General features: G+C 64.7%; 27 protein-coding genes. 24 read left to right on the top strand and 3 right to left on the bottom strand.

The genetic code is table 11. The features are described 5' to 3' along the window. Positions 1-3 precede the first annotated feature (3 nt). From ACK3BK_RS17575 to ACK3BK_RS17540, 8 genes are all read left to right on the top strand, one after another. On the top strand, positions 4-2,235 hold the full coding sequence (locus ACK3BK_RS17575; RefSeq protein ID WP_411382983.1) for a chemotaxis protein CheA: 2,232 nt from the start codon (positions 4-6) through the stop codon (positions 2,233-2,235). 45 nt (positions 2,236-2,280) lie between these two features. Next, complete coding sequence (locus ACK3BK_RS17570; RefSeq protein ID WP_186666402.1) at positions 2,281-3,402, top strand: chemotaxis response regulator protein-glutamate methylesterase; 1,122 nt, start codon at positions 2,281-2,283, stop codon at positions 3,400-3,402. Beyond that, positions 3,402-4,142 (top strand): flagellar motor protein, encoded by a 741-nt coding sequence (locus tag ACK3BK_RS17565; RefSeq protein WP_186666401.1) that lies wholly within the window; start codon positions 3,402-3,404, stop codon positions 4,140-4,142. Before ACK3BK_RS17570 ends, ACK3BK_RS17565 begins: the two co-directional genes overlap by 1 nt. A gap of 3 nt (positions 4,143-4,145) precedes the next feature. Then, on the top strand, positions 4,146-5,033 hold the full coding sequence (gene motD, locus ACK3BK_RS17560; RefSeq protein WP_186666400.1) for a flagellar motor protein MotD: 888 nt from the start codon (positions 4,146-4,148) through the stop codon (positions 5,031-5,033). Between the two features lie 50 nt (positions 5,034-5,083). Beyond that, on the top strand, positions 5,084-5,872 hold the full coding sequence (locus ACK3BK_RS17555) for a ParA family protein (protein ID WP_186666398.1): 789 nt from the start codon (positions 5,084-5,086) through the stop codon (positions 5,870-5,872). After that, on the top strand, positions 5,872-6,771 hold the full coding sequence (locus ACK3BK_RS17550) for a CheW domain-containing protein (protein WP_186709802.1): 900 nt from the start codon (positions 5,872-5,874) through the stop codon (positions 6,769-6,771). The genes ACK3BK_RS17555 and ACK3BK_RS17550 overlap by 1 nt, the downstream gene beginning before the upstream one ends. Before the next feature lie 67 nt (positions 6,772-6,838). Further along, on the top strand, positions 6,839-7,318 hold the full coding sequence (locus ACK3BK_RS17545; RefSeq protein ID WP_016393802.1) for a chemotaxis protein CheW: 480 nt from the start codon (positions 6,839-6,841) through the stop codon (positions 7,316-7,318). A 1-nt stretch (position 7,319) separates the two neighbouring features. Next, entirely contained in the window at positions 7,320-7,715 is a 396-nt protein-coding gene (locus tag ACK3BK_RS17540) for a DUF2802 domain-containing protein (RefSeq protein ID WP_186709803.1), read from the top strand. A gap of 39 nt (positions 7,716-7,754) precedes the next feature. On the opposite strand, the gene ACK3BK_RS17535 is transcribed toward ACK3BK_RS17540, so the two are convergent. Beyond that, the gene (locus ACK3BK_RS17535; RefSeq protein ID WP_411382982.1) at positions 7,755-10,484 is read right to left on the bottom strand and encodes a dermonecrotic toxin domain-containing protein; all 2,730 of its coding nucleotides are present in this window, start codon (positions 10,482-10,484) and stop codon (positions 7,755-7,757) included. A gap of 128 nt (positions 10,485-10,612) precedes the next feature. Here ACK3BK_RS17535 and ACK3BK_RS17530 point away from each other — a divergent pair, with 128 nt between their 5' ends. Continuing rightward, complete coding sequence (locus ACK3BK_RS17530) at positions 10,613-10,987, top strand: hypothetical protein (RefSeq protein ID WP_411382981.1); 375 nt, start codon at positions 10,613-10,615, stop codon at positions 10,985-10,987. Between the two features lie 58 nt (positions 10,988-11,045). On the opposite strand, the gene ACK3BK_RS17525 is transcribed toward ACK3BK_RS17530, so the two are convergent. Together ACK3BK_RS17525 and ACK3BK_RS17520 are read right to left on the bottom strand one after the other, a co-directional pair. Then, on the bottom strand, positions 11,046-11,390 hold the full coding sequence (locus tag ACK3BK_RS17525; RefSeq protein ID WP_186666388.1) for an EscU/YscU/HrcU family type III secretion system export apparatus switch protein: 345 nt from the start codon (positions 11,388-11,390) through the stop codon (positions 11,046-11,048). After that, positions 11,387-12,943, bottom strand: coding sequence for a flagellar hook-length control protein FliK (locus ACK3BK_RS17520; protein ID WP_411382980.1), 1,557 nt, complete (start codon positions 12,941-12,943; stop codon positions 11,387-11,389). Before ACK3BK_RS17520 ends, ACK3BK_RS17525 begins: the two co-directional genes overlap by 4 nt. A gap of 238 nt (positions 12,944-13,181) precedes the next feature. Here ACK3BK_RS17520 and ccmA point away from each other — a divergent pair, with 238 nt between their 5' ends. From ccmA to ACK3BK_RS17445, 15 genes are all read left to right on the top strand, one after another. Next, positions 13,182-13,814 carry a cytochrome c biogenesis heme-transporting ATPase CcmA gene (gene ccmA, locus ACK3BK_RS17515; RefSeq protein ID WP_186666384.1) on the top strand — a complete coding sequence of 211 codons (633 nt, stop codon included), beginning with the start codon at positions 13,182-13,184 and terminating at the stop codon, positions 13,812-13,814. Next, positions 13,811-14,479: a heme exporter protein CcmB gene (gene ccmB / locus ACK3BK_RS17510; protein WP_186666383.1), complete on the top strand. Its 669-nt coding sequence runs from the start codon at positions 13,811-13,813 to the stop codon at positions 14,477-14,479. Before ccmA ends, ccmB begins: the two co-directional genes overlap by 4 nt. Before the next feature lie 46 nt (positions 14,480-14,525). Beyond that, positions 14,526-15,293 carry a heme ABC transporter permease gene (locus tag ACK3BK_RS17505; RefSeq protein ID WP_186666382.1) on the top strand — a complete coding sequence of 256 codons (768 nt, stop codon included), beginning with the start codon at positions 14,526-14,528 and terminating at the stop codon, positions 15,291-15,293. After that, positions 15,290-15,466, top strand: a complete 177-nt coding sequence (ccmD, locus tag ACK3BK_RS17500) for a heme exporter protein CcmD (protein WP_054895614.1) — start codon at positions 15,290-15,292, stop codon at positions 15,464-15,466. The genes ACK3BK_RS17505 and ccmD overlap by 4 nt, the downstream gene beginning before the upstream one ends. Next, positions 15,463-15,918: a cytochrome c maturation protein CcmE gene (ccmE, locus tag ACK3BK_RS17495; protein WP_411382979.1), complete on the top strand. Its 456-nt coding sequence runs from the start codon at positions 15,463-15,465 to the stop codon at positions 15,916-15,918. The genes ccmD and ccmE overlap by 4 nt, the downstream gene beginning before the upstream one ends. Before the next feature lie 11 nt (positions 15,919-15,929). Continuing rightward, positions 15,930-17,903 carry a heme lyase CcmF/NrfE family subunit gene (locus tag ACK3BK_RS17490; protein ID WP_411384489.1) on the top strand — a complete coding sequence of 658 codons (1,974 nt, stop codon included), beginning with the start codon at positions 15,930-15,932 and terminating at the stop codon, positions 17,901-17,903. Continuing rightward, complete coding sequence (locus tag ACK3BK_RS17485) at positions 17,900-18,436, top strand: DsbE family thiol:disulfide interchange protein (RefSeq protein ID WP_411382978.1); 537 nt, start codon at positions 17,900-17,902, stop codon at positions 18,434-18,436. The genes ACK3BK_RS17490 and ACK3BK_RS17485 overlap by 4 nt, the downstream gene beginning before the upstream one ends. Next, positions 18,433-18,909, top strand: coding sequence for a cytochrome c-type biogenesis protein CcmH (locus tag ACK3BK_RS17480; protein ID WP_186666379.1), 477 nt, complete (start codon positions 18,433-18,435; stop codon positions 18,907-18,909). The genes ACK3BK_RS17485 and ACK3BK_RS17480 overlap by 4 nt, the downstream gene beginning before the upstream one ends. Continuing rightward, positions 18,902-20,086, top strand: a complete 1,185-nt coding sequence (gene ccmI, locus ACK3BK_RS17475; RefSeq protein WP_186710968.1) for a c-type cytochrome biogenesis protein CcmI — start codon at positions 18,902-18,904, stop codon at positions 20,084-20,086. Before ACK3BK_RS17480 ends, ccmI begins: the two co-directional genes overlap by 8 nt. Positions 20,087-20,098: 12 nt before the next feature. Further along, positions 20,099-20,524, top strand: a complete 426-nt coding sequence (locus ACK3BK_RS17470) for a hypothetical protein (protein ID WP_065862031.1) — start codon at positions 20,099-20,101, stop codon at positions 20,522-20,524. A 103-nt stretch (positions 20,525-20,627) separates the two neighbouring features. After that, entirely contained in the window at positions 20,628-21,566 is a 939-nt protein-coding gene (locus tag ACK3BK_RS17465; RefSeq protein ID WP_411382977.1) for a 2-hydroxyacid dehydrogenase, read from the top strand. A 38-nt stretch (positions 21,567-21,604) separates the two neighbouring features. Then, on the top strand, positions 21,605-22,393 hold the full coding sequence (locus ACK3BK_RS17460; RefSeq protein ID WP_186719880.1) for a PhzF family phenazine biosynthesis protein: 789 nt from the start codon (positions 21,605-21,607) through the stop codon (positions 22,391-22,393). 118 nt (positions 22,394-22,511) lie between these two features. Then, positions 22,512-22,916: a GFA family protein gene (locus tag ACK3BK_RS17455; RefSeq protein WP_411382976.1), complete on the top strand. Its 405-nt coding sequence runs from the start codon at positions 22,512-22,514 to the stop codon at positions 22,914-22,916. A gap of 198 nt (positions 22,917-23,114) precedes the next feature. Further along, a complete protein-coding gene (locus ACK3BK_RS17450; protein ID WP_186666370.1) occupies positions 23,115-23,453 on the top strand; it encodes an FKBP-type peptidyl-prolyl cis-trans isomerase in 339 nt (112 codons plus the stop codon). Between the two features lie 174 nt (positions 23,454-23,627). Further along, positions 23,628-24,287 carry a hypothetical protein gene (locus ACK3BK_RS17445; protein ID WP_054894750.1) on the top strand — a complete coding sequence of 220 codons (660 nt, stop codon included), beginning with the start codon at positions 23,628-23,630 and terminating at the stop codon, positions 24,285-24,287. Positions 24,288-24,302 lie beyond the last annotated feature (15 nt).

Genomic DNA, 24,302 nt, shown 5'->3' with positions numbered 1-24,302 from the left:
TTAATGAGCTTCGGCGCCGATGAAGAAATCCTTCAGGATTTCCTGGTAGAAGCCGGCGAAATCCTCGAGCAACTGTCCGAGCAACTGGTCGAGCTGGAAAGCCGACCTGACGATGCGGATTTGCTCAATGCGATCTTTCGCGGTTTTCACACTGTAAAAGGGGGCGCCGGCTTCCTTCAGCTCAATGAGTTGGTGGAGTGCTGCCACATTGCCGAGAACGTCTTCGACATCCTGCGCAAGGGAGAGCGCAGGGTCGATGCCGAACTGATGGATGTGGTGCTCGAAGCGCTGGATACGGTCAACAGCATGTTTGGCCAGGTTCGCGAGCGCAGCGACATCACCCCGGCCACGCCAGAGCTGCTCGCCGCGCTGTCGCGCCTGGCCGAACCGGCCAGCGCCGATGCCGTGGCACCGGTTGTCGTGGCCGCGGCCGTCGTCGAGGCACCGGCTGCCGAGGCGGACATCACCGATACCGAATTCGAACAACTGCTCGATTCCCTCGACGCGGTCAAGGCCCAGGCCGAGGCGGCCGAGCAGTCGCAGGGCGAAGCCGTTTCCGGCAGCGCTGACGAGATCACCGACGCCGAGTTCGAATCGCTGCTCGACCAGTTGCATGGCAAGGGTCAGTTCTCGCCGGAAGTCGCGGCGAGCGAGCCGGAGGCTGCAGTCGCGGCGCCGGCCGGTGACGAGATCACCGACGAAGAGTTCGAGGCGCTGCTCGACCAGTTGCACGGCAAGGGCGCTTTTGCCGCCGATGCACTGCCGAGCGTCGAAGCCACCGCCAGCACTGCCACTGCACCGGCGGCCGAACCTGTCGGCGACCATATCACCGACAACGAGTTCGAGGCCCTGCTGGACCAACTGCATGGCAAGGGCAAGTTCAGTGGCGATGCCGTTGCGGCTGAAGCGCCTGCCGTTGCCGTGGCGGCCGCACCTGCTGCCAAGGCTGAAAACAAGCCCGTCGCCAAACCGGCGCCTGCACCCGCGCCAGCCGCCAAGCCTGCCGCCGCTGCGGCCCCGGCACGCGCTGCAGCCCCGGCTGCCGACAAGCACGGCGCCAGCGAGGCGGAAACCACGGTGCGGGTCGATACCGCGCGCCTGGATGAAATCATGAACATGGTCGGCGAACTGGTGTTGGTGCGTAACCGCCTGGTGCGCCTGGGCCTGAACAGCGGCGACGAGGCCATGTCCAAGGCCGTGTCCAACCTGGACGTGGTCACCGCCGACCTGCAGACCGCGGTCATGAAGACCCGCATGCAGCCGATCAAGAAGGTCTTCGGCCGCTTCCCGCGCCTGGTGCGCGACCTGGCCCGCCAGCTCAAGAAAGAAATCAACCTGGAGCTGGTCGGCGAAGAGACCGACCTGGACAAGAACCTGGTCGAGGCCCTGGCCGACCCGCTGGTGCACTTGGTGCGCAACGCGGTCGACCATGGCGTCGAGACCCCCGAAGAGCGCGAGGCCTCCGGCAAGGCGCGCACCGGTCGGGTGGTCCTGTCGGCGGAGCAGGAGGGTGACCACATCCTGCTGTCGATCTCCGACGACGGCAAGGGCATGGACCCGAACGTCCTGCGCGCCAAGGCGGTCGAGAAGGGCCTGATGGACAAGGATGCAGCCGACCGCCTGAGCGAGTCGGATTGCTACAACCTGATCTTCGCCCCGGGCTTCTCGACCAAGACCGAGATTTCCGACGTGTCCGGCCGCGGTGTGGGCATGGATGTGGTGAAGACCAAGATTTCCCAGCTCAACGGCTCGATCAACATCTTCTCGGCCAAGGGCCAGGGCTCGAAGATCATCATCAAGGTGCCACTGACGCTGGCAATCATGCCGACGCTGATGGTGATGCTGGGCAACCAGGCGTTCGCGTTCCCGCTGGTCAACGTCAACGAGATCTTCCACCTCGACCTGTCGCGCACCAACGTGGTCGATGGCCAGGAAGTGGTGATCGTGCGCGACAAGGCGCTGCCGCTGTTCTACCTCAAGCGCTGGCTGGTCCAGGACCAGCAGCATGAGGAGCAGCTCGAAGGGCATGTGGTGATCCTGTCGGTCGGCACTCAGCGTATCGGCTTCGTGGTCGACCAGCTGGTGGGCCAGGAAGAGGTGGTGATCAAGCCGCTGGGCAAGATGCTGCAGGGCACCCCGGGCATGTCCGGCGCCACCATCACCGGTGACGGTCGTATCGCGCTGATCCTCGACGTCCCGAGCATGCTCAAGCGTTACGCCGCCCGGCGTATTTGATTTCGGCGGCGCGGCCTGGCGGTTGCGCCGCCTAATGGAGTGTTTATGGCAGTCAAGGTCCTGGTGGTGGATGATTCCGGTTTCTTCCGCCGCCGTGTCTCGGAAATCCTCTCGGCGGACCCGACCATCCAGGTGGTCGGCACCGCGACCAACGGCAAGGAAGCGATCGACCAGGCGCTGGCGCTCAAGCCTGATGTGATCACCATGGACTACGAGATGCCGATGATGGACGGCATTACCGCCGTGCGGCACATCATGCAGCGCTGCCCGACGCCGGTCCTGATGTTCTCTTCGCTTACCCACGAAGGCGCGCGTGTCACCCTCGATGCGCTGGACGCAGGGGCGGTCGATTACCTGCCGAAGAACTTCGAGGATATTTCGCGCAATCCCGAGAAGGTCAAGCAGATGCTGTGCGAGAAGGTCCACACCATCTCGCGCAGCAATCGCCGTTTCAGCAGTTTCGCCAGTCACGCGCCAAGCCCGGTTGCCAGTGCCGCGCCCAGCACCAGCCATGCTCCGACCAGCACCCTGGGCAGCACTGCCCCGGTTCGTGCTGCGGCACCGGTGCGCGCCGCTGCCAGCCATTCGCCGACGCCCAAGCGCAAGCCCTACAAGCTGGTGGCGATCGGGACCTCCACAGGTGGCCCGGTGGCCCTGCAGCGGGTGCTGACGCAACTGCCCGCCAGCTTCCCGGCACCCATCGTGCTGATCCAGCACATGCCGGCGGCGTTCACCAAGGCCTTTGCCGAGCGCCTCGACAAGCTGTGCAAGATCAGCGTCAAGGAGGCCGAGGACGGTGATGTGCTGCGTCCAGGCCTTGCACTGCTGGCCCCGGGTGGCAAGCAGATGATGGTCGATGGCCGTGGCACGGTGAAGATCCTGCCGGGTGACGAACGCCTGAACTACAAGCCCTGCGTGGACATCACCTTCGGCTCGGCGGCCAAGACCTACGGTGACAAGGTGCTTTCGGTCGTGCTGACCGGCATGGGCGCCGACGGACGCGAAGGTGCTCGCCTGCTCAAGCAGGGCGGCAGCACCGTATGGGCCCAGGACGAGGCGAGCTGCGTGATCTACGGCATGCCCATGGCCATCGTCAAGGCCAACCTGGCTGACGCCGTGTACAGCCTGGACGAGATCGGCAAGCACCTGGTAGAGGCCTGTGTCTGATGGATGTTCTCAGCGTTATCGGCCTGATCCTGGCGTTCGTCGCCATCGTCGGTGGCAACTTCCTCGAAGGCGGGCATGTCGGCGCGCTGCTCAACGGCCCGGCCGGGCTGATCGTGATCGGCGGCACCCTGGCCGCAGCGCTGCTGCAGTCGCCGCTGTCGGCGTTCAAGCGTGCGTTGCAGATCCTGCGCTGGATCTTCTTCCCGCCACGGGTCGATCTGGCCGGCGGTATCGACCGTGTCGTCAACTGGAGCCTGACCGCGCGCAAGGAAGGCCTGCTGGGGCTGGAGGGCGTCGCCGATGCCGAACCGGACCCGTACGCACGCAAAGGTTTGCAGCTGCTGGTCGATGGCGCTGAGCCTGAGTCGATCCGCAGCATTCTGGAGGTCGATTTCCTCACCCAGGAGAGCCGTGACATCCAGGCGGCCAAGGTCTTCGAGAGCATGGGCGGCTACGCGCCGACCATCGGCATCATCGGTGCGGTGATGGGCTTGATCCATGTGATGGGCAACCTGGCAGACCCGTCGCAACTGGGTAACGGCATTGCCGTGGCCTTCGTCGCCACCATCTATGGTGTGGCCAGTGCCAACCTGATCCTGCTGCCGGTGGCCAACAAGCTCAAGGCCATCGTCATGCGCCAGTCGCGTTATCGCGAGATGCTGCTCGAGGGGCTGCTGTCGATCGCCGAAGGCGAGAACCCACGCTCGATCGAGCTGAAGCTGCAAGGCTTCATGGAGTAAGCCATGCGTCGTCGTCGCCATACCGAGGAGCACGAGAACCACGAGCGCTGGCTGGTCTCGTACGCTGACTTCATCACCTTGCTGTTCGCCTTTTTCGTGGTGATGTACTCGATCTCCTCGATCAACGAGGGCAAGTACAAGGTCATTTCCCAGGCGCTGATCGGGGTGTTCAACGACCCCGAGCGCAGCCTCAAGCCGATCCCGATCGGCGATGAACGTCCGCTGACGATCAAGCCGGCAGAACCCTTGATCAAGGACAGTGACCAGGTCGATGCGGGCCTGGGGCAGACCAGCGTCGATCCGCTCAAGACCATCACCGACCAGGTGGACGATGCCTTCGGCGACCTGATCAAGTCGAACCAGATGACCGTGCGTGGCAATGAGTTGTGGGTGGAGATCGAACTCAACTCGGCCTTGTTGTTCGGCAGCGGCGACGCCATGCCCAGCGATATCGCCTTCGAGATCATCGAGAAGGTGGCCAGGATTCTCAAACCCTTCGCCAACCCGGTGCATGTCGAAGGCTTCACCGACAATCTGCCGATCCGTACCGCCCAGTACCCGACCAACTGGGAACTGTCCTCGGCGCGGGCCGCGAGCATCGTGCGGCTGCTGGCGATGGAAGGGGTGAACCCGGCGCGCATGGCCTCGGTGGGTTACGGCGAGTATCAGCCGGTCGCCAGCAACGATACCGCTGACGGCCGGGCGCGCAACCGCCGGGTCGTGCTGGTGATTTCGCGCAACCTCGAGGTGCGCCGCAGCCTGACTGGCTCCGGCAGTGCCAATGCCACCCCGGACGCGGCGTTGCGCCGTGCTGGCACACAAAGTGCACCAGCTACGCCAGCCACGACGGTCGGGAGCAATCCCGTCAAATCTCCGTCACCGAATCTATAAAACCGTTCCCGGCGGGACATTTCGCCCATGCTGGGAGGAAGCAACGCACGATGAGAGTCTGGGCAGTAGCCAATCAAAAAGGTGGCGTCGGCAAGACCACCACTACCATCGCCCTGGCCGGCCTGCTGGCCGAGGCGGGCAAGCGCGTGGTCGTCGTCGACCTCGACCCGCACGGCTCGATGACCAGCTATTTCGGGCACAATCCCGACGCTCTGGAGCACAGCTGCTACGACCTGTTCCTGCACAAGGGCGTGGTGCCCGAAGGGCTGCCGGGGCAATTGCTGCTGCCGACCAGCCATGAGCGCATTTCGCTGCTGCCTTCAAGCACTGCACTGGCGGTGCTGGAGCGCCAGTCGCCGGGCCAGAATGGCCTGGGCCTGGTAATCGCCAAGAGTCTGGCGCAGCTGTGGCAGGATTTCGACTTTGCCCTGATCGACAGCCCGCCCTTGCTGGGCGTACTGATGGTCAACGCCCTGGCGGCCAGCCAGCAGCTGGTGATCCCGGTGCAGACCGAGTTCCTCGCGGTCAAGGGCCTGGAGCGCATGGTCGGCACCCTGGCGATGATCAACCGTTCACGCAAGCAGGCACTGCCCTTCCAGATCGTCCCGACCTTGTTCGACCGCCGTACCCAGGCCTCGCTCGGCACGCTCAAAGTGCTGCGCGACACCTACGGCGAGCAGGTCTGGCAAGGTTATATTCCGGTCGATACGCGCCTGCGCGATGCCAGCCGCAACGGTGTCACACCCTCGCAGTTCGACGGCAAGAGCCGCGGTGTGACCGCCTACCGGGCGCTGCTCAAGCACCTGCTGACGTACCGCAACGCATTGCAGGTGGCCTGATGAACCGCGCTCCGCAGATCACCAGCAAGCCGCAACTCGCCCTGCAGTCCTACCTCGACGGTCTGTTGCAGGAAGCCACTGAACCGGCCTCGGTGCCCGAGGCGCCGCTGCCGGTTGCGCAGGCAGAGGCACCTGAGCCCAGCGACGAATTCGCCGCGGCCGTGCGCGAAGAGCAGGCCCGTGATGCGCGCCGCGAACCCGCTCCGGTGGTAGCGCTCAAGCCGTTCGCCGAGCCTGTGGCCAATGTACTGCCCACGGTGTTGCCGCCGGTGCAGCCGGTGGTCAGCGTGGTCGACGACCAGGTGCTGGCCGAGGCGGCCATCCCGGTGCTGACCGAAGCACAGGCCATCGAGCCGGTCGCACCGCTGGTCGAAGTTCACCTGCCGGCGCCTGCTGCACCGGTTCCACCGGCCACCGCCGATGGTCGTCCGGCCTGGGCAGCGGAGCCTTTCGAATGCCTGCTGTTCGACGTGGCCGGGCTGACCCTGGCGGTGCCGCTGGTGTGCCTGGGCTCGATCTACAGCCTGGCCGGCCAGGAGCTCACGCCGCTGTTCGGCCAACCGGACTGGTTCCTCGGCATCCTCAGTTGCCAGGCCGGCAACCTGAAGGTGCTGGACACCGCGCGTTGGGTCATGCCAGACCGCTACCGTGACGATTTCCGTCAAGGCCTGCAGTACGTGATTTCCGTGCAGGGCTACGAGTGGGGGCTGGCGGTGCATCAGGTCAGCCGCTCGCTGCGCCTGGATCCGGCCGAGATCAAGTGGCGCAGCCAGCGTGGCCAGCGCCCGTGGTTGGCCGGTACGGTGATCGAACACATGTGTGCCTTGCTCGACGTTGCCGAGCTGGCCGAATTGATCGCCAGCGGTGCGGTCAAGCAGATGAATACCAAACACAACTGAATCGGCGCCGCAGCTGCCGCGGCGACAACGAGCACACCGCCAACGGCGGATTGAGAGGGCTAGGGGAATGAAAAAGTCGTCTGCACAGGGTTCCGAAGATCCGATCCTGCAGTGGGTCACCTTCCGTCTGGACAACGAGTCCTACGGCATCAACGTCATGCAGGTGCAGGAAGTCCTGCGCTATACCGAGATCGCTCCGGTGCCGGGTGCGCCGAGCTATGTGCTCGGTATCATCAACCTGCGCGGCAACGTGGTCACCGTGATCGACACCCGTCAGCGTTTCGGCCTGATGCCGTCCGATGTCACCGACAATACCCGTATCGTGATCATCGAGGCGGACAAACAGGTCGTCGGCATCCTGGTCGACAGCGTGGCCGAAGTGGTCTATCTGCGCCAGTCGGAGATCGAGACGGCGCCGAATGTCGGTAACGAAGAGTCGGCCAAGTTCATCCAGGGCGTCTGCAACAAGAACGGCGAGCTGCTGATCCTGGTCGAGCTGGACAAGATGATGACCGAGGAAGAGTGGTCGGAGCTGGAGAACATCTGAGGTGATCTTCGAGGCTGCGGTAATCCTTCTGGCGCTGCTGTGGGCGCTGAGCCTGTGGTTTTTCCTCAACTACAGCAAGCGCCAGCGCGAGATGGCCAGCCAGCAGGCCCAGGGCGATGCGCTACGTGACCAGCGCATCAAGGACCTGGCCAAACGTCTGGATGATTACCAGAACGTCACCGTGCGCATGGGCGAGGCCATTCACGAACTGCGCGCGGCGGTCTCGCCGCTGCCTGATAGGCTGCTGCAACTGGAGCAGCGCGATCCCAACAATGTCACCTTCTCCCAGGCCGCCAAGCTGGTGGGGATGGGCGCGAGCGTTTCCGAACTCACCGAAAGCTGCGGGCTGACCCAGGCGGAGGCTGAGTTGATGAGCAAGTTGCATCGTCGGGAATAACGGTAAAACAAGGCGATCAATCGATCGCCTTGTTTCATTTCACGTTCGTGCCCACGAGTTGCTGCCTCCCACCTTCGCCACACGACCCAGTGGCAGCAGTTCGTCGGTCAGTTTCTGAGCCTGCGGCAGGTCGACGAACAGGTACGAGTTGACCCGCGGGATACCGCACAAGTTGTTGATCTGGCGCAAGGTTGCCAATCCCGGCAGGCGTTGGTCGACGACTTGGGTGAGCAGGGCGGGGCCGGTGAGCTCGCTCAACTGCTGGGCGTAGCGGTAAAAGCCGAGAGGGTCTTCGGCCACGCTGGGTTTGCTGTCGTAGAAATCGGGGCGGGCCAGGTAGCGGGTGTGCATCTCTTCGCTGATCGCTTCCAGCGTCGGGTTGCCCGGATGGCTGCCGATCAAGCTGTTGTTGAAGAGGCAGTTCATGCCCATCTTTTCGTTGGACATCGCAGGTGCCAGCAACAGGCCGTCGGGGGTGGTGCGCAGCTCGACTTGATCGACGGCTGGTGCAGGCTTGCCATCGACGATCTCGCCAGGCGTGAATAGCGTATCGTCCACGTCAATGTATACGCCACCTTCGTGATAGAGCATCTGGTAGCGCAGCACATCTGCGGCCGAGGCATAGTTGCGCGCCACGCCGCCATTGCCGTCGAGGGCCGCCTGGTACTGCGCGTGGTACTTGCTCTGGCTGAAGCTGCGGAAGAACGCTTGCTCTTCCAGCGGCAGAACCTGTACGCCGGGAGCTTGTTCGTTGAGCAGGCGCAGATTTTCCTCGAAGGCCGCAGGGGACGCATTGGACAGGAACAGGCGTAGCCGATATTCGCTGTTCTGCAGGTGGCTGGCGTTGTTGGCCAGGTTGTGAATCAGGTCCTGGTCCATCACGTTGCCGCCGACCCATAGTGAAGAGAAGGTCTTGGGAATGGGCAGGCGATTCTCGGCAAGGGTCGGAAGTTGCACCGGCAAGGGAAGGTCGATACCCAGTGCGCGCAAGGTGCTGGTGCGCATGGCGTCGGTGACCTCGCGCGGACCTTCGACGGGCTCCAGGTCTTTGCTGTGGGGCAGGGCAACATGGCGGATCGGTTCAATGCTGTTCTCATCGCCTTCGATGATGAAGGCATTCTTTTCCATGTCATAGATCATGCGCACGTTGTAGCCGCCTATGCTGGCGTCCAGGTCGTCCAGCGAACCGTCGTACTTGGGGACGCGGATCACCGAGTCGGCGACGGTCTGATCGGCCCCCGGCAGTGGCGTGACCGAGCTGTGGTTGTGGAAGTAGGGGGCGGCATCCAGTTCCGGCAGGCGTGGCGGGGTGATCGGGCTCAGTGGGTAGCCGATCTGCTCGTTCAGGCGCCGAGGAGGGACGAAGCTTTCGCTCTTGACCTCGAACAAGGTCGTGCTCTTGGCCACACCCTGGGCAACCAGCGGCAGGGCATTGAACAGGCCCCAGGCAAGGTTGCTAACGCCTGCTTGCTGGTCCTGAAGATGCTTGCCGTTGATGACCTGGTCCAGGCCCAACCCTGCCTGTGCCAGCCCGCCGATGGCGATCAAAGGTGCCAGTCCGGGAACCACCAGGGTCAGGGGGGCGACCAGGTTCAGGGTGGTGTTCAGATAGCCTTGCCACCTTTTCTTCGTCACCTCGCTGTCGCTGGTGATGAGGAAGTCCGCATCGTCGTAGGTACGCTGGCGTTGGCGCTTGGCCAGGGCCTGGAACAGGTCGCCCTTGATCTTGGGATTGTACTTGCCGGGTCGGTAGTTGACGTAGGTCCGTGGCGGCCAGGTTCCGTCGTCGTTGAAAAAACCATGCTCCGGTGGCAGGTTGTGTCTGGCGGGGTAGGCGCCAAGCCCTTCCAGGGCAGTGTCCAGACCGCTGAAATCAATGCCCTGAGGGCCATCGGCGAGGCGGAAGTGGCGCTTGAGTGCGTTACGTTTACCGGCGTCCTTGCACTGTTCGCCGATCCAGTCCTTCATCGCCTCTTCGCTGGCGAATTCAAGCAGCGGCGAGCTGTTGCCAGGCATGTACAGCACGGTGAGGTCGCTTGCCACATCATTGATGTACAACAGGTCGGTGGAAGCATAGCCATAGATGCTCAGGGTGCTCAGGCGCAGCCTGCCGCGCGGTAGCAACTTGGCTGCGCGCCAGATCAGCCGCCTTGCCGGATCGCTTAGGCTGCCTTCGCTGACCTGCTTGTTGCAGGCGGCGATGAAGTTGAGCTTGCAGGATTGGCCATAGGTTTGCAGATGGGCGGCCCAATAGGTGTCGAGCAATGCCTTGTACTGCGTGTGGTAATCCAGGGCCTCGATATGGCTTTGCAGGGTTTCGGCGGAGATTGTCAGCAGCGTCGTGGAGTCGAAGCGCGAATCATCGGTGCGGCGGAACAGGCCATTGAAGACGCGGTACCAGTCACCGTTGTGGCCAATCGGTGGAGAAGGCAAGGTGTCGACGATGCGGATCTTGCCTGCAGGCAAGGTTCCGGCCCATGGGTGTTCGAACAGCGCGTCGAACACATTGTTGTTTGACTCACCCTGCCAATTCATCAGCACCGCTTCGATCAGACTGACGCGCTGGATCACCTGCGCCAGGGGTATGCCGGAACCTGGTTCACGGACATGCAGGGTCACGACCTCGATCTGATCGGGCGCCAGTTGCACGCCTTGGGCGCGCAGCCAGGTCTGTATGCTGCGGCCGACTTCATGGTCGGGACGCGGAAGGTTAGCCAGATGGTCGCGTACGTACTGCACGCCGGCGGGGTTGATTCGAGTCGAAAGCATGACATCACCTTTTGGGCAGGGGGAGACCCAGCGTGGCGCTTTCGTGGCGACGGCAGTGTTAGATATCTGCGACCCTGCCTGTGGACGGGCATGCCATCCGCAGGTGGGCAGCGCTTTGGCGCCAACGGTTGCAGGGCGAGGGCCTCGCTGGCTTCTTCCACGGGCTGCAGCATCTGGCCAAAGGTGACGAAGCCTGGCCGACCGTAGCTGAACAGTGCATCGGGCCGGAAACGGGCGTTGCCCAGCAATGGCAGCGCATTGAACAGACCAAAGGCTTGCGCCGTCACGCCAGCGGCCTTGTCCGCGAGCGTGTTGCCGTTGCTTGCCTTGTCCAGCCCCAGGCCGAACTGGGCCAGCCCTCCTGCGGCCAGCAGCGGGGTGAGTGCTGGAACCACCATGGCCACGGGGGCGAGCAGGGTCATGGCGGCATTGAGGTAGCTGCTCCAGCGCGCCTTGTCGATCTGGTGATTGCTGACGATCTGGCTGTCGGCATCGGCGTATGACCTTTGCTGCTGGCGCTTGCCAAGTTCATCGAACAGCGGTTCGGTAATGGGCGGGGTGTTAGATACTGCTGGCGTCGGGAAGGGGCAGGTGCGGTCCGGGGGTGATATCGCGCTCGCCTGGGGGCGTGTCGTCGAAATTCGCCGGTAGTTTGCCGCGCAACTGCCAGGCGAAGGCGATGATCTCGGCGATGGTCAGGTACAGGGCCTCGGGGATCTGTTCGCCCAGTTCCAGCCGGGCCAGCAGGCGCACCAGTTCGGCGTTTTCGTAGATCGGCACTTCATGTTCGCGGGCCAGGGCGAGAATCGCCTCGGCCAGTTCATCCTCGCCTTTGGCGCTCAAGGTCGGTGCCTGTGCACCGTCGTAACTCAGGGCGATGGCCTGGCGAGGGGCTTTGTTGTTCATGCGGTTTCGTCCACCCAGCGTTGTTCCAGTCGTGTGCGCGGGCCTTGCGGCGGGGTGCCGGGGTGACAGGCAAGGTCACCCACATCGAGGCCACGGGCGAGCAGGCGTGCGCGCAGGCTGCCGAGCTGGCTGTCGATCAGTTGTGCGGTCTGTGGACGCTCGGCCCACAGCTGGCCGCTGAGGCGGCCCTGGCTCAGTTGTGCCTGTACTTGCAGCGGGCCCAGTGGTGGCAGGTCGAAGGCCAGTTCGATGCGCCACAGCGACTGCAGCGGATCACGCTGCTCGCGCTGCGGGTCGGCCTGCTGCTGTGGGGTGTCCTCGCGTTGCAGCTTGGCCTGCAGCGGGATGAACTCCTGGCCGTGGCGCAAGGGGATCTCGGTTTGCCAGGTGGTCTGCTGGTTGCCGCTCTCGGTGGTGCCGGTCTGCTGCAGGCTGGCCAGTTGATGGCTTTGTACGCGCGAGATGGCGGCGGCGGCCAGGCGCAGCAATTGCTGCAGGTCGCCTTTTTCTTCCAGGCTCTGCAGCAGTCGCGAGGGCAGGGGGAAGGCACCAGGTTGAGGGCGGCTGCTGACCTGGTCGAGCATGCCCAGGGCACTGCGGGCCATGCCCGGCAGGACCTGAGCCAGGGCGGTGGCGGCCAGGGCCGGGTTGAAGGTCGGGTTGCTCGGAACACCTGGCAGGATCTGCGCCACCAGGCGCACCAGTTGTGCCTTGAGGTCCGGCGTGACAGCGGCGCCCAGCCCGCCGAGCAGCTTGGCTTCGAGAAACGCACCGCTGTTGTTCAGCGCCTGGGCGATGCTCTTGGCATCGCCCAGTTGCGTAGGGTCAGGCAGGCTGGCCAGCAGGCGTGCCGCCGTGGCACTCAGCTCGCTGTTGCCGGCAGGGGCACTGGCGATCTGCTGCAAGGCATTGAGCAAGGTTGGCAGCGAAGCCTGGCGGCTTTGTTGGGTCAGCAGCTGTTGGGCGATGGTCAGTTGATCCTGACGGCCACTCAGGGGTACGAAGCGCAGCGACTGGTCGCCTTGCACCAGCGCGCTGAGCAGGCTGCCGACCGCCAACGGGCGTGGGCTGTCGAGGGTCAGGGTGGCGCCGGCCTGGCTGCTGTTGAGCAGGCTCACCAATGAGCGGAACGCTGTGGCGCCCGGCAGCGCCTGGCTGGTCAGGACCTTGCCCTGCAGCAGGGTGCCGATCGGTATCTTGCCGGTGTCGAGCTGCGTGAGGGTAGCGATGTTGCTGGCGCTGGCCTGCTGCAAGACGACCGCCAGGCGGTTGCCGTCGGCTTGGCCGAGGGTGATCTGGCTGCCGGGGGGCAGCGGCTGGTTGGCGCTGGCCTGCACCTGGGCCTGGTTGCCGTTGGGCAGGCTCAGGCGCAACAGCATCATGAAGTCCTGGCCCACCTGGCGCAGGTTCAGCACTTCGGCCTGGGCAGTCTGGCCCGGGGGGATCAGGCCGGGTTGCGGTTGACTCAGGCGCAGCAGCTCACCGGTCAGGCTGGCCTTGGCCACCTGCGCCGCGAATGCGCTTTGTGCGCCGAGACTATTGATTTCCGTCATGATTGTATACAACCTGTCGAGCCAGCCCTCTTGGCAGCGGGGTGGCACATGTAATAATGCCGGGCGCGCTGCCACTGCCAGTATAACGGCCAGGGGCGGGGCGACTTGAGACAAGGGTGTTGATCTGCGGTGTTTCATTCGCGGGCAAGCCCGCTCCCACAGGGCCTCTGTGGGGGTGGGATTGCCCGCGAAGAAGGCGCCACCGCTCGACACGCCACGAACAGCATAAGGCGAAACCGTGACCCTCCACCTCCAAGCCGCGAACCTTGCCTGCGAGCGCGACTGGCGACTGCTCTTCGAGCACCTGGACTTCGAACTGCGCCCCGGCGACATGCTGCAGGTCAGCGGCCCCAATGGCAGCGGCAAGACCAGCCTGCTGCGCCTGCTGGCCGGGTTGATGCAGCCGACTGCCGGGCAGATCCTGCTTGACGGCCGTGCGCTGGGCGACCAGCGCCATGCCCTGGCCAGCATCCTGCTTTGGATTGGGCATGCTGCCGGGATCAAGGAACTGCTGACGGCCGAAGAGAACCTTGCCTGGCTCTGTGCCCTGCATCGCCCCGCGACCCGCGAGGGCATCTGGACGGCACTCGAGGCAGTCGGCCTGCGCGGGTTCGAGGACGTGCCTTGTCACACGCTCTCGGCCGGCCAGCAGCGCCGTGTCGCCCTGGCCCGCCTGTACCTGGACTGCCCGCCGCTGTGGATCCTCGACGAACCCTTCACCGCCCTCGACAAACAAGGGGTGGCCCAGCTCGAAGCGCACCTGGCCGCGCACTGCGAGCAGGGGGGCACGGTGGTGCTGACCACCCATCACAACCTCGAGCGCAGGCCGTCGGGCTACCGCGAACTCAACCTGGGGCAGTGGGCGGCATGAGCGTATTCCTTCTGTTGCTGCGCCGCGAAGCACGCCTGTTGTTCCGTCGCCCGGCGGAGTTGGCCAACCCGCTGGTGTTCTTTGCCATCGTCGTGGCGCTGTTCCCGCTGGCGGTCGGCCCCGAGACACAATTGTTGCAAACCTTGTCGCCGGGACTGGTCTGGGTCGCGGCCTTGCTGGCGGTATTGCTGTCGCTGGACGGCCTGTTCCGCAGCGATTTCGAGGACGGTTCGCTGGAGCAATGGGTGCTGTCACCGCATCCACTGCCATTGCTGGTGCTGGCCAAGGTGCTGGCGCATTGGACCTTTTCCGGGCTGGCGCTGGTATTGTTGGCGCCACTGCTGGCGCTGATGCTGGGGCTGCCGGTCGCCTGCCTGCCGGTGCTGCTAGGCTCGCTGCTGCTCGGCACCCCGGTGCTGAGCTTGCTGGGAGCGGTGGGGGCGGCGCTGACGGTCGGGCTCAAGCGCGGTGGTTTGCTGCTGGCGTTGCTGATTCTGCCGTTGTATATCCCTGTATTGATCCTGGGCAGTGGTGCATTGCAGGCGGCGTTGCAGAATATGCCCGCGACCGGACACCTGCTCTGGCTGGCCAGCCTGACCGCCCTGGCCGTGACATTGGCACCCTTTGCGATAGCGGCCGGCCTGAAGATCAGCGTCGGCGAATAACGAGTCCCGGGCACCGAAGCCCGGCAAAGACCCTGGATGTACCCTGATGAAAATGAGCTGGACGTGGTTCCACAAACTGGGTTCCCCAAAATGGTTCTATGCCATCAGCGGGCGCATGCTGCCGTGGCTGACCATCGCTGCCGTGCTCCTGTTGCTGGTGGGCATCGCCTGGGGCCTCGCTTTCGCGCCACAGGACTACCAGCAGGGCAACAGTTTCCGGATCATCTACATCCACGTGCCGGCGGCGATGTTGGCGCAGTCCTGCTATGTGCTGCTGGCCGTTGCCGGTGTGGTGGGGCTGGTGTGGAAGATGAAGCTGGCCGACGTCGCCCTGCAGTGCGCCGCTCCCATCGGCGCCTGGATGACCGCAGTGGCGCTGGTCACCGGGGCCATCTGGGGCAAGCCGACCTGGGGTAGCTGGTGGGTGTGGGACGCGCGCCTGACCTCGATGCTGATCCTGCTGTTCCTGTACTTCGGCATCATCGCCCTGGGCCAGGCCATCAGTAACCGCGACAGCGCCGCCAAGGCGTGCGCGGTGCTGGCCATCGTCGGCGTGGTCAACATCCCGATCATCAAGTACTCGGTGGAGTGGTGGAACACCCTGCACCAGGGCGCCACCTTCACCCTCACCGAAAAGCCGGCCATGCCTGCCGAGATGTGGCTGCCGCTGTTGCTGACGGTGCTGGGCTTCTACTGCTTCTTCGGCGCCGTGCTGCTGCTGCGCATGCGTCTTGAAGTGCTCAAGCGCGAAGCGCGTGCCAGTTGGGTGCGCGACGAAGTGCTGAACAGCCTGGGCCGGGAGACCGTGCGATGAGTTTCGCCTCTTTCAGTGATTTCCTCGCCATGGGCCATCACGGCCTGTACGTGTGGTCGGCCTATGGCATTTGCCTGACGGTACTGGCAATCAATGTCGCCCTGCCGCTGCAGGCCCGCCGCCGCTACCTGCAAGAAGAGGCGCGCCGTCTGCGCCGGGAGAACCACCAGTGAATCCGCAGCGCAAGAAACGCCTGTTGCTCATCCTCGGCCTGCTGCTCGGCGTCGCCGTGGCCCTGGGCTTTGCCTTGAGCGCCCTGCAGCAGAACATCAACCTGTTCTACACCCCTACCCAGATCGCCAATGGCGAGGCGCCGCAGGACACACGCATTCGCGCCGGCGGCTTGGTCGAGAAGGGCTCGGTGCAGCGCTCGGCCGACTCGCTCGACGTACGCTTCGTGGTCACCGACTTCAACAAGTCGGTGCCGATCACCTACCGCGGTATCCTTCCGGACCTGTTCCGCGAAGGGCAGGGCATCGTTGCCCTGGGCAAGCTCAACGCCGAGGGTGTGGTGGTGGCTGACGAAGTGCTGGCCAAGCACGACGAGAAGTACATGCCGCCCGAGGTGACCAAGGCGCTCAAGGAAAGCGGCCAGGCCGCCACTGCCGGCGAGGTCAAGCCATGAACGCTGCCCTGGTGATCCCCGAGCTTGGCCAGTTGGCGATGATCCTGGCGATCTGTTTTGCCGTGGTGCAGGCCAGCGTGCCGCTGCTCGGTGCCTGGCGCGGCGACCGCCTCTGGATGGGCCTGGCGCGCCCCGCGGCCTGGGGCCAGTTCGCCTTCCTCGCCTTTGCCTTCGCCTGCCTGACCCATGCCTTCATGACCGACAACTTCTCGGTCGCCTATGTCGCCCACAACTCCAACACCGCACTGCCCTGGTACTACAAGTTCAGCGCCGTGTGGGGTGCCCACGAAGGCTCGCTGCTGCTCTGGGCGTTGATCCTGGGGGGCTGGACCTTCGCCGTATCGGTGTTCTCGCGCCAGTTGCCGCAGGTGATGCTGGCGCGGGTGCTGGCGGTGATGGGCATGATCAGCACAGGTTTCCTGTCGTTCCTGATCATCACCTCCAATCCCTTCACCCGCCTGCTGCCGCAGGTGCCCACCGACGGTCGCGACCTCAATCCGCTGCTGCAGGACTTCGGCCTGATCGTCCATCCGCCGATGCTGTACATGGGCTACGTGGGTTTCTCTGTGGCATTCGCCTTCGCCATCGCGGCGCTGCTCGGTGGCCGCCTGGATGCGGCCTGGGCACGCTGGTCGCGGCCCTGGACCATTGTCGCCTGGGCCTTCCTCGGCATCGGCATCACCCTCGGCTCCTGGTGGGCCTACTATGAGCTGGGCTGGGGCGGCTGGTGGTTCTGGGATCCGGTGGAAAATGCCTCGTTCATGCCATGGCTGGTCGGTACTGCGCTGATCCATTCGCTGGCGGTGACCGAAAAGCGCGGGGTGTTCAAGAGCTGGACCGTGCTGCTGGCCATCGCGGCATTCTCGCTGAGCCTGCTGGGTACCTTCCTGGTGCGTTCCGGGGTACTGACCTCGGTGCACGCCTTCGCCGCCGACCCGTCGCGCGGTGTGTTCATCCTGATCTTCCTGCTGTTCGTGGTCGGCGGCTCGCTGACCCTGTTCGCCCTGCGCGCTCCGGTGGTCAAGAGCCACGTGGGCTTTGGCCTGTGGTCGCGCGAGACGCTGCTGCTGGCCAACAACCTGGTGCTGGTGGTGGCCGCCTCGATGATCCTGCTGGGCACGCTCTACCCGCTGGTGCTCGACGCCCTGACCGGCGCCAAGCTGTCGGTCGGCCCACCTTACTTCGATGCGTTGTTCCTGCCGTTGATGGCGCTGCTGATGGTGGTGCTGGCAATCGGTGTACTGGTGCGCTGGAAGGATACGCCTGGCAAATGGCTGTTCGGCATGCTGACGCCGGTGCTGATCGGCAGCGCGATCCTGGCGCCGGTCGCCGGGCTGATCGTCGACGACTTCGACTGGCCGGCGCTCAGCGTCTTCGCCCTGGCCGCCTGGGTGGTGCTCGGCGGTGTGCGCGACATCCTCGACAAGACCCGTCACAAAGGCCTGCTCAAGGGCCTGCGCGGCCTGCACCGCAGCTACTGGGGCATGCACCTGGCCCACCTGGGGCTGGTGGTGTGTGCCCTGGGCGTGGTGTTGTCGAGCAACAACAGCGCCGAGCGCGACCTGCGCATGGCGCCGGGCGAAAGCGTCGAGCTGGGCGGTTATCACTTCCTGTTCGAGGGCGCCAAGCACTTCGAGGGGCCGAACTTCATTTCTGACAGGGGCACCATCCGTGTGTCGCGTGAGGGGCGTGAAGTGACGGTGTTGCACCCGGAAAAACGCCTGTACACCGTCCAGCAATCGATGATGACCGAGGCCGGTATCGATGCAGGCTTTACCCGCGACCTCTATGTCGCCCTGGGCGAGCCATTGGAGAACGGTGCCTGGGCAGTACGGGTACACATCAAGCCCTACGTGCGCTGGATCTGGCTGGGCGGCCTGCTGACCGCGCTGGGCGGTCTGCTCGCGGCGCTGGACCGGCGTTATCGGGTCAAGGTCACGGCGCGGGTGCGCGAAACATTGGGCCTGTCTGGAGCGGCGGCATGAAGCGTTGGATCATGGTAGTGCCATTGGCGGTGTTCCTGCTGATGGCCGTGTTTCTGTACAAGGGGCTGTTCCTCAAGCCCGACGAACTGCCGTCGGCGATGATCGGCAAGCCCTTCCCGGCATTTTCGCTGCAGAGCGTGCAGGGCGACCGGACCCTGACCCAGGCCGACCTGCAGGGACGGCCGGCGCTGGTCAACGTCTGGGGCACCTGGTGCCCGTCGTGCAAGGTCGAGCACCCTTATCTGAACCAACTGGCCGAGCAAGGCGTGGTGATCCACGGGATCAACTACAAGGATGACAACGCCGCCGCGCTCAAATGGCTGGCCGAATTCCACAACCCTTACCAGCTCGATATCCGCGACGAGCAGGGCACCCTGGGCCTGGACCTGGGAGTGTACGGCGCGCCGGAAACCTTCCTGATCGACGCCAAGGGCGTCATTCGCTACAAGCATGTCGGCGTGGTCGATGCCACGGTCTGGCGCGAGCAACTGGCGCCGCTGTACCAGGGGCTGGTCGATGAGGGGCAGCCATGAAGCGTTGGCTTGCCGCCGCCGTACTCGGCTTGAGCCTGGCCGGCATGGCCAGGGCGGCTATCGATACCTATCAGTTTCGCGACGATGCCGAGCGCGAGCGCTACCAGCAACTGACCAAGGAACTGCGCTGCCCCAAGTGCCAGAACCAGGACATTGCCGACTCCAATGCACCGATCGCCGCCGACCTGCGCCGGGAGATCTTCCGCATGCTCGGCGAAAACCAGAGCAACCAGCAGATCATCGACTTCATGGTCGATCGCTATGGCGACTTCGTACGCTACAAGCCAGCGCTGACGGCGCGTACCTGGCTGCTCTGGTTCGGCCCTGGCGTGTTGCTGGCTGGCGGCTTCGTGGTGCTGGCGGTGATCGTCCGTCGGCGCCGCAGCCCGGTGGCGCAAGGCACCTGCGAACTCTCCGTGGACGAACGCGAACGTCTCGCCAAACTGCTGGATAAAGAACAGACCCATGACTGAATTCTGGCTGAGTGCGGGCCTGCTGTTGCTCGCCGCCCTGGCTTTCCTGATGATCCCGATCCTGCGTGGCCGCCGCCAGCAGGCCGAAGAAGACCGCACCGCGCTCAACGTGGCCCTGTACCAGGAGCGGGTCGCCGAGTTGACTGCACAGCAGGAGGCCGGGGTGCTCGACGCCGGGCAACTGGCCAAGGGTCGCGACGAGGCGGCCCGTGAACTGCTGTCCGACACCGAAGGGAGCGAGGCGCCGCGTCAGGGGCATCTGGGCAAGACCCTGCCGCTGGTGGCTGCCGTGCTGGTACCGGTGATGGCGTTGGGGTTGTACCTGCATTTCGGCGCCGCCGACAAGGTCGAGCTGACCCGTGAGTTCGCCGACGCGCCGAAAACCATGCAGGAGATGACCACGCGCCTGGAGCGTGCCGTGCAGGCCCAGCCGGACTCTGCCGAGGGCCTGTATTTCCTGGGCCGCGCCTACATGGCCGACCAGCGTCCTGCCGATGCCGCCAAGGCCTTCGAACGTGCGGTCGCCCTGGCTGGTCGTGAGCCCGAGCTGCTCGGGCAGTGGGCCCAGGCGCAGTACTTCGCTGCCGACAAGCACTGGAGCCCACAACTGCAGAGCCTGACCGACGAAGCGCTCAAGGCCGACCCGAACGAGGTCACCAGCCTGGGGCTGCGCGGCATCGCTGCCTTCGAGGGCGAACGCTATCAGGAAGCGATCGACTACTGGCAGCGCCTGCTGGCGCAACTGCCCGAAGGCGATGCCTCGCGCGCCGCCCTGCAGGGTGGGATCGACCGCGCTGCCGACAAGCTCAAGGCTGACGGCGGCAAGCCGGTGCAGACTGCGAGCCTGACCGTGCGCGTCGAGCTGGCCGCAGCGCTCAAGGACAAGGTCAAGCCGGACGACACCGTGTTCATCTTCGCCCGCGCCAGCAACGGCCCGCCGATGCCGCTGGCGGCCAAGCGAGTGACGGTGGCGCAGTTGCCGATCGAAGTGCAGTTGTCGGATGCCGACGCGATGATGCCGCAGATGAAACTGTCGGACTTCGCTGAAGTCCAACTGGTTGCGCGCGTATCGCGTGCCGGCCAGCCGACCCAGGGCGAGTGGATCGGCCAGAGCGCGCCGCTGGCTACCCGTGGCCAGCCAACCCAGCAGCTGACCATCGACCGCCCCGACCGATAAGAGATTGCCGCCATGAACCGCAGCGTACGCCTGACCTTGATCACCCTGGCCCTGGGGCTTTCCGCCTGTACGGTGCATCAGCCAGGCGAGCGCGAGTCGCTGCCACCGATCGAGACCACCCCTCCACCGCACCAGGGGCCGGTGGTCAAGCCGCTGCCGGGCGGCCAGCCCGCACCGCAGCCTGGTGCGCCGTCCGGTATTCCCAAGCCGATGCCACGCACCTCCGCGAGCTTCGCGCCGCCGCCGGGCGGTGCCAGCCATTGGGATCCGAAGCTTGGCGTCTATGTGCTGGAGAAGCAGCCCAACACCTTCTATCGTCAGCGCACCTACTACCGTTATGACAAGGGCTGGAGCTGGTCGCTGAGCCCCAATGGCCCCTGGCAGGAGACTGACAGCAGCGGTGTGCCGGGTGGGTTGGGCAGGGCCTTCGCGCAGTAAGCATCCTTCATGCCTCTGTCGTGGGCGCGTCCCCGCGATAGAGGCCCTCGCAGTCTCCAACCGAACTGGCATAATCCCCCTCTGAATCGAACCGGAGGGTGGCATGAGCAAGACAGTCCTGGTACTGGTGGAAACCGTCGACGATTACCTGCCGCTGCTGGAGCAGGCCGGTTACCACCTGATTCGTGCCCCATCCGCGCAACGGCGTGCGCAAGCCATCGCCGAGCATGCCGAACAGATCGACGCTGTCCTCACCCGTGGCCCGCTGGGCCTGACCGGCGCGGAAATCCAGGCACTGCCCAAACTCGAAATCATCTGCGTGATCGGCGCAGGCTATGAGCAGGTCGACCTGGCCGCCGCCAAGACCCGTGGCATTACCGTCACCAACGGTGCTGGCGCCAACGCAGGCCCGGTCGCCGATCACGCCATGGCCCTGTTGCTGGCGATGTTGCGCGACATTCCCCGGGCTGATGCGAGCACCCGGCGCGGTGAATGGAACCGGGTCATCAGCCCGTCGGTGAGCGGCAAGCGCCTTGGCATCATCGGCCTTGGTGCCATCGGCCAGGCTATCGCCAAGCGTGCGGCGCAGGGCTTCGACATGAGCGTCAGCTACCACAGTCGAACGCCGCGTGCCGATGTGCCCTACACCTGGTACGACAGCCCGTTGCAACTGGCCCAGGCCGTGGACATCCTGGTGATCGCCACCCCGGGTGGTGCCGGTACCTTGCACCTGGTCGATGCCCCGGTGCTCGCGGCGCTGGGGGGCGAGGGGTATCTGGTCAATATCGCCCGCGCGAGCGTGGTCGATACCCAGGCGCTCGTGCAGGCATTGCAGGCGGGCATCATCGCTGGCGCCGCATTGGATGTCTTCGATGACGAGCCTGCCGTGCCCGAGGCACTCAAGGTGTTGGGCAATACCGTGCTGACCCCGCATGTCGCCGGCCAGTCGCCGGAAGCGGCGCGCGATACCGTTACCCTGGTGCTGCGCAATCTCCAGGCATTCTTCGCTGGCGAGCCGGTGCTCACGCCAGTACTGTCGTAACCCCCAGCTTTCGATCCCGCCTGACAAGGAGTGTGTGCATGCAACTTGAGATCTTCCAGGTCGATGCTTTTTCGGCCAAACCTTTTGGCGGCAACCCGGCGGCGGTGATCCCGCTGGAGAGCTGGCTGCCGGACGATGTGCTGCAGCGCATCGCCGAAGAGAACAACCTGTCCGAGACGGCCTACTTCGTGCGTAACGGCGAAGGCTATGACCTGCGCTGGTTCACCCCGGCCGTGGAGGTCGACCTGTGCGGCCACGCCACGCTGGCTTCGGCCTGGGTGTTGTTCGAGCAACTGGGCGAACAGGCCGAAGTGCTACGTTTCAATACCCGCAGTGGCGAGTTGCGGGTCAGGCGCGATGCTGATGGCCTGCTGGCCATGGACTTCCCGGCCAAGCAACCGGCGAAGGTAGATTTCCCCGATGGCCTGCTCAAGGCCTTGGGCCTGTCGAGCGCCCGCGCGCTGTACCGCTCGGATGACTTCGTGGTGGTAATCGACGACGCAGCCTTGATCGATCCGCTCAAGCCCGATTTCGTCGCGCTGTCGGCTTTCGATGTGCGTGGCATTGCCGTGACCGCGCCGGGCCGTGGCTTCGACTTCGTTACCCGCTGGTTTGGCCCACGCGTAGGGGTCAACGAGGATCCGGTGACCGGTTCGGCGCACACGACGCTGGCGCCTTACTGGTCCGAGCGCCTCGGCAAGCGCAGCCTCAGCTGCGAGCAGGGCGGGGTGCGCAAGGGGCAGTTGCAGTGCGAGGTGCCGGGGAATGGCCGGGTGATCATCAGCGGGCGTGGGGCACTGTATATGCGAGGGACAGTGTTCATCTGAGGCGAGGATGGCTTTGCGGGCCTCTTGTGCGGCGGTTCGCCGCTGCGACTTGCCCGCCAAAAGGTCTGTAGCTGCACCGCTATACTTTGCAGCTTCCCCACCCGTCAGGAGCCCCCCCATGTCTCACACCAAGCACGGCGCCTGCCTCTGCGGCGCCATCCGCCTGGCCGCCACGGTCGACAACCTCGAAGTCAACGCTTGCCACTGCAGCATGTGCCGCACCTGGGCCGGAGGCCCGATGCTCGCGGTGCACTGCTCCCAGCCGCCCCGTTTCGAAGGTGCTGATCCCAGTGTCTACCGTTCCTCGGAATGGGCCGAGCGGTGCTTTTGCGGGCAGTGTGGCACCCACCTCTATTACCGGCTGATCGACAAGAATGAGTACGCCTTGCCGGTCGGCCTGCTCAAAGGCGATGACTGGCAGTTCACGATGCAGATCTACGTTGAACAGCGCCCGAGCTGGTATTGCTTCTCCAATGAGACCCAAGACCTCACCGGCGAGCAGGTCATGCAGCTGTTCAGCTAAGCCTGTGTCGCAACAACTCGGCGAAGCCGTGGGACTTCATGCCGGACTGCCCCTACCTGGCTGGAGATGGCAGCCATCGTGAAGGTGATCGGTGGCGTCCGGTGGTCGATGTGCCAGCACAACGTCACTCCCGGACTTGCCAAACCTTTGCATTCCTGAGAAAAGGGCGGCCTCGAAATCTGCCGCAAGGAAATGACCGTGACTCAGGAACTGCACATCACCGAGATCCAGGAAGGCGAGGGCAAGGCCGTGGTCAAAGGCGCCCTGATCACCACCCAGTACACCGGCTGGCTGGCCGACGGCAGCGAGTTCGACTCGTCCTGGTCGCGCGGCAAGCCGTTCCAGTGCGTGATCGGCACCGGCCGGGTGATCAAGGGCTGGGACCAGGGGCTGATGGGCATGCGCGTGGGCGGCAAGCGCAGGCTGCAAGTACCTGCGCACCTGGGCTATGGCGAGCGCTCCGTGGGCAGCATTCCGCCGAACTCGGACCTGACCTTCGAGATCGAGCTGCTCGAGGTGCTGACGCGGGATGATTGATGTCCAGTTGTTGCGAGGGTGACGTAATTCGGCAACATCGATGGTCCAACATGGCTGCTGCCAGGGAGGGCCAGCATGGAAGAGCCCATCAGGCGGCCGGTGCCTTGCACCGCCGCCGGCAAGGATGGTGCACAGGCAAGGATGCTCCCCGTCCTTAGCCGAACGAGCCCTGCCATGAAGTGGATGCAATACCTGCGACGCCGTCACCTGTTTCTCGGTCTCACCCTCGCTGCGGTGCTGATACCGCTGACCCTCGATGTGGTGCAAAGCCGCGACCAGCACGGTGACGGAACCCAGACACTGGTGTTCCTGCGCCATGCCGAGAAGCCCGGCGAGGGGCTGGGACAACTGAACTGCCAGGGCCTCAACCGCGCCATCGACCTGGCCACGTTGCTGCCTGAGCGATTCGGCGCTGCCGATTACGTGTTCGCCGCCGACCCCGGCCGACATGTCGAGGAGGGCAGCGAGGATAAACGCTACAGCTACATCCGCCCGCTCATGACCATCAGCCCCAGCGCCATCCGCCTCGGGTTGCCGGTCAATATCGACTTCGGCGCCAACGACTATGACGACCTCGCCGAAGAACTGCTGCGCGCCAAGTACCGCAACGCCACGGTCTACACCGCGTGGTCCCACGGCTACCTGCCCGACCTGATCAACGCCGTGGCCGGGAAGGCTCTGGGCGAGAAGCGCGTCATCACCTCGGACTGGGACGGCGACGACTTCGACACCCTCTATGTGATCACCCTGACCTGGCATGACGGCAAGGCCACGATGCTCAGTCGCAACGTACGCCAGGAGCTCGATGGCGGATCCGAAGTTTGCCCGACTTGATTCAGATGTTTCTGA

This window comes from Pseudomonas sp. L7 (assembly GCF_046605565.1).
In the GTDB taxonomy this organism is placed as follows: domain Bacteria; phylum Pseudomonadota; class Gammaproteobacteria; order Pseudomonadales; family Pseudomonadaceae; genus Aquipseudomonas; species Aquipseudomonas wayambapalatensis.
The sequence above is the reverse complement of the archived record's forward strand: the minus strand, read 5'-3'. Positions and strand labels throughout refer to the sequence as shown.